Here is a 3,838-nt window from a genome sequence, read left to right as displayed (position 1 = left end):
CCGGTGGGCTCGTCGGCGAGCAGCAGGTCGGGGCGGGCGATCAGCGCGCGGGCGATGGCCGCGCGCTGCTTCTCGCCGCCAGAAAGCAGCGGCGGCAGCACGTGCATGCGCTCGCCGAGGCCCACCCAGCGCAGCAGCTCGACCACCTCGGCCCGGTAGCTGGTCTCGGCCCGGCCCTGGACGCGCAGGGGCAGCGCGACGTTCTCGTAGGTGGTGAGGTGGTCGAGCAGGCGGAAATCCTGGAACACCACGCCCATCCGGCGCCGCAGCCCGGTGAGCGACGCGCTGGAGATGCCGCTGACCTCGTTGCCGAACACCGAGACCAGCCCGCGGGTCGGGCGCACCGAGAGCAGGATCAGCCGCAGCAGCGTCGTCTTGCCGGCGCCCGACGGCCCGGTGAGGAACTGGAACGAGTGCGGCTGGATGCGGAAGCTCACGTCGGACAGCACCTCCGGCCCGAGGCCGTAGCGCATGCCGACGTTCTCGAACTGGACAACCGGCCCTTCCGCGCCGGAGAGCAGGCTTTTCGTCGTCGCCGTTTCGCGCAAGGGCCCGCCCGCTCCCGTTCCATCCCGTCCACGACGGGATGACCGCCGCGCATGGCCATTTCAAGCCGGTTCTCAGCAGTTTCACCGGAGCTTAACCCTAACCGCCGAGGATCGCCCAAGGGTTTTCGCCGCAGGTCCCGCGCGGCGGCGCCCGTCACCGAGCGTGCCGCGTATGCTGATCGTCTGCCCGACCTGCGCCAGCGAGTACCGGATCGACACGGCCCGCGTCGGGACCGAAGGGCGCTCGGTGCGCTGCGCCGCCTGCCGCGAGACGTGGTTCGTGTCGCCGGCGGAGGTCGTCGCCGCCCACGAGGCCGAATTGCAGGCGGCGAGCGCCGCCGCCGACGAAGCGGTCTCCGCGGAGGCCTGGGCCGAGGCCTCGGCCGCAGTGCGCGAGGCGGCGACCCCTGAGACGATCGACAACGTGCCCGACGCCCCGCGCCGCGCGAAGGCGGGGAAGCCCAAGCCCGGCTACAAGCCGCTCGGCAAAGGCGCGGGCAAAGGCGCGGACAAGGGCGGCGTCGCCGCGCTGTCGCCGGCGCTCGCCGCAGGCCTCGTGGTGCTGGCCGCGATCCCCCTCGCCTGCCTCGCCCGCGTGCAGGTGGTGCAGGCGCTGCCGCAGGCGGCCGGGCTGTTCGCGCGCATCGGCCTGCCGGTGAACCTGCGCGGCATCGAGATCCGAGACGCCACCGCCCTCCGGAACCAGGCCGGCGGCGAGCGGCCGGGCGAATTGGTGGTCGAGGGCGACCTCGTCGGCACCGCCCGGAACGGGATGCCGGTGCCGCCGATCAGCGTCCTGGTGCGCGACGCCGCCGAGCGGGTCGTGAAGACCTACACCATTGCCCCGCCGCGCAGCCGCCTGGCGCAGGGCGAGACCGCGCGGTTCGCCGCCCGCTTCCCCGATCCGCCCGAGCAGGGACGCGGCATCGAGGTCCGCTTTGCGGATGCGGTCAAGGCGGAAGACGTGAAGGTGGAGATGAAAGGTGATGTGAAGATGGATGTGAAGGGTGATGTGAAGACGGATTCCGCCACGCCCTGACGCATTTTCGAGCACGGGGCCGTGGTCTGCGCGCGCGGGAATGGGCTATGAAGGGCGCATGACCACCACGCCCTCCCGACGCGTCCGCGTCCTCTTCGACGAAGCCACCATCGCGACGCGCAACGAGGCGTTGGCGCGCGAGATCAAGGCCGCCGCCCCGCAGAACCTGCTGGTGGTGGCGGTGCTCAAGGGCAGCTTCATGTTCGCCGCCGACCTGCTGCGCGCCCTGCACCGGGTCGGGCTGTCGCCGCAGGTCGAGTTCGTCCACCTGTCGAGCTATCGCACCGGCACGGTCTCCTCCGGCCAGGTCGAGATCCTGCGCGACGTGCAGAGCGAGGTGCGCGGCCGCGACGTGCTGCTCGTCGACGACATCCTCGAATCGGGCCGCACGGTGGTGTTCGCCAAGGACCTGCTGATGGCCCGCGGCGCGTCCCGCGTCCTCACCGCGGTACTGCTGGAGAAGCCCGGCAAGCGCGCGGTGCAGATCGACGCGGACTTCGTCGGCTTCACCTGCCCGGACGCCTTCGTCGTCGGCTACGGCATGGATGCCGCGCACGCCTTCCGGCAGCTGCCGTTCGTCGGCGTGGTCGACTACGACAGCCCCGATCCGGACCTGTTCGGCGGCGCTTGAGCCGCGATCCGGCGCGGCATTTTCGCAACCCGCATGCGGCGCACTACATCGTGCGCCGAAATGTCTTGACAGGGCGGCCCTTGTTTAGACGTTCTCCAGGCATGACCGGGCTGCACGGCCCTTCTTCGACGGATCGAATACAGGCGACATGGCGCGCATCCTTCTGGTGGATGACGAAGAGACGGTCCGCGGCTTTCTCAAACGGGGCCTCGAGATCGACGGCCATGCCGTGGTCACGGCGATCGACGGCAGCGACGGCCTCGACCGGCTGAACGAATCCGACGGCGCCTTCGACCTGATGCTGACCGACATCCGGATGCCGCTGATGGACGGCATCGCGCTGGCGCTCGCGGCCAAGCGCGACTTTCCGGACTTGACCATCCTCCTGATGACGGGCTTCGCCGACCAGCGCGAACGCGCCCGCGGGCTCGACGCCATCGTCACCGACGTACTGACCAAACCGTTCTCGCTGGCGGACCTGCGCGCCACGGTGAGCCGGGCGCTGGCCGCCTAAAGGGGCGGCCACCCGCACCGCTTTGGGAGCATCCCCTCTCCCCGCATGCGGGGAGAGGGCTTTGCCGACCTCGTCGTCGGCAGAGCAAGGCGGCAGCCGAAGGTGAGGGGCTTGGCCGGACGAGGTTCCTCCGGAAGCTCCCCTCACCGTCGCTTCGGCTCCGCCTGCGCTACCTGGCTGCACGACGCGGTGCAGCCAGGCCTCTCCCCGCGTGCGGGGAGAGGGGAAGTCGGCTCCACCTCACACCACCAAATTCACGATCCGCCCCGGCACGACGATGACCTTGCGGGGCGTCCGGCCTTCGAGCGCCCGCTGGACCGTCTCGTCGGCGAGCACCAGGGCCTCGACGGCGACGGCGTCCGCGTCGCGCGGAACGGTGACGTCGCCGCGCTTCTTGCCGTTGACCTGGACCGGCAGGGTCACCGCATCCTCGACCAGGAGCGCCGGGTCGAAGTCCGGCCACGGCGCCTGCGCGACGAGCCCGTCGCGGCCGAGCACCGCCCAGCAGCTCTCCGCCAGGTGCGGCATCATCGGCGCGATGAGCTGGACCAGGATGCCGGCGGCCTCGCGGCCGGCCGCCGCCGAGGCGCCACCACGGAACGCCTCCTCGAGGGCGTTGGCCAGGGTGTAGACGTGGGCGACGCAGCGGTTGAAGCGCAGGCGCTCCACGTCCTCGCCGAAGGCGGCGAGCGCCTTGTGCGCGGCCTTGCGCAGGGCGAGGTCGCCGTCGCCGGAGCCCGAGGCCGCGACGGCCGCGTTCACCAGCCGCCACACCCGCTGCACGAAGCGGGCGGCACCCTGCACGCCCTCCTCCGTCCAGATCACGTCGCGCTCAGGCGGTGAATCCGAGAGCATGAACCAGCGTGCGGTGTCGGCGCCGAAGGAGGCGATGATGTCGTCGGGATCGACGACGTTCTTCTTGGACTTCGACATCTTCTCGATCGGCCCGATCGCGATCGGGCCGGAGGTTTCCACGTGGAACCCGCGGCGCTCGCCGGCCTCCGTCGTGAGGCGCACGTCGGCCGGCGGCACCCAGGCGCCGGCCTCGTCCTTGTAGGTCTCGTGGACGACCATCCCTTGCGTGAACAGCCCGGCGAACGGCTCGG

Annotated in this window: 5 protein-coding genes; 3 read left to right on the top strand and 2 right to left on the bottom strand. The window is 71.2% G+C overall.

Features of this window, described 5'->3' with window-relative positions; all coding sequences use genetic code 11:
- On the bottom strand, nucleotides 1–473 hold a 473-nt coding region (locus FV222_RS19690; protein ID WP_246685552.1), incomplete at its 3' end, for an ATP-binding cassette domain-containing protein.
- 247 nt (nucleotides 474–720) lie between these two features.
- Between FV222_RS19690 and FV222_RS19685 the strand changes: the two genes are divergently transcribed.
- The 3 genes from FV222_RS19685 (at nucleotide 721) to FV222_RS19675 (ending at nucleotide 2,732) form a co-directional block, all read left to right on the top strand.
- A complete protein-coding gene (locus tag FV222_RS19685) occupies nucleotides 721–1,587 on the top strand; it encodes a zinc-ribbon domain-containing protein (RefSeq protein WP_147762476.1) in 867 nt (288 codons plus the stop codon).
- Between the two features lie 58 nt (nucleotides 1,588–1,645).
- Entirely contained in the window at nucleotides 1,646–2,218 is a 573-nt protein-coding gene (gene hpt, locus FV222_RS19680) for a hypoxanthine phosphoribosyltransferase (protein WP_147750718.1), read from the top strand.
- 148 nt (nucleotides 2,219–2,366) lie between these two features.
- Nucleotides 2,367–2,732 (top strand): response regulator, encoded by a 366-nt coding sequence (locus tag FV222_RS19675; RefSeq protein WP_147727221.1) that lies wholly within the window; start codon nucleotides 2,367–2,369, stop codon nucleotides 2,730–2,732.
- A gap of 240 nt (nucleotides 2,733–2,972) precedes the next feature.
- Here the strand turns inward: FV222_RS19675 and FV222_RS19670 are convergent.
- Nucleotides 2,973–3,838 (bottom strand): class I tRNA ligase family protein (locus FV222_RS19670; protein WP_147815441.1); only part of this gene is annotated, 866 nt, incomplete at its 5' end.

Origin of the sequence: Methylobacterium sp. WL103 (assembly GCF_008039885.1) — a bacterium.
In the GTDB taxonomy this organism is placed as follows: domain Bacteria; phylum Pseudomonadota; class Alphaproteobacteria; order Rhizobiales; family Beijerinckiaceae; genus Methylobacterium; species Methylobacterium cerastii.
Note: the sequence above shows the minus strand (reverse complement) of the source record. Positions and strands in the feature narration are given on the sequence as shown.

What these genes read in the sequence shown, in the direction of transcription:
- FV222_RS19685 (WP_147762476.1), top strand. Translation starts at nt 721, where the DNA reads ATGCTGATCGTCTGCCCGACCTGCGCCAGCGAGTACCGGATCGACACG.
- hpt (WP_147750718.1), top strand. Translation starts at nt 1,646, where the DNA reads ATGACCACCACGCCCTCCCGACGCGTCCGCGTCCTCTTCGACGAAGCC.
- FV222_RS19675 (WP_147727221.1), top strand. Translation starts at nt 2,367, where the DNA reads ATGGCGCGCATCCTTCTGGTGGATGACGAAGAGACGGTCCGCGGCTTT.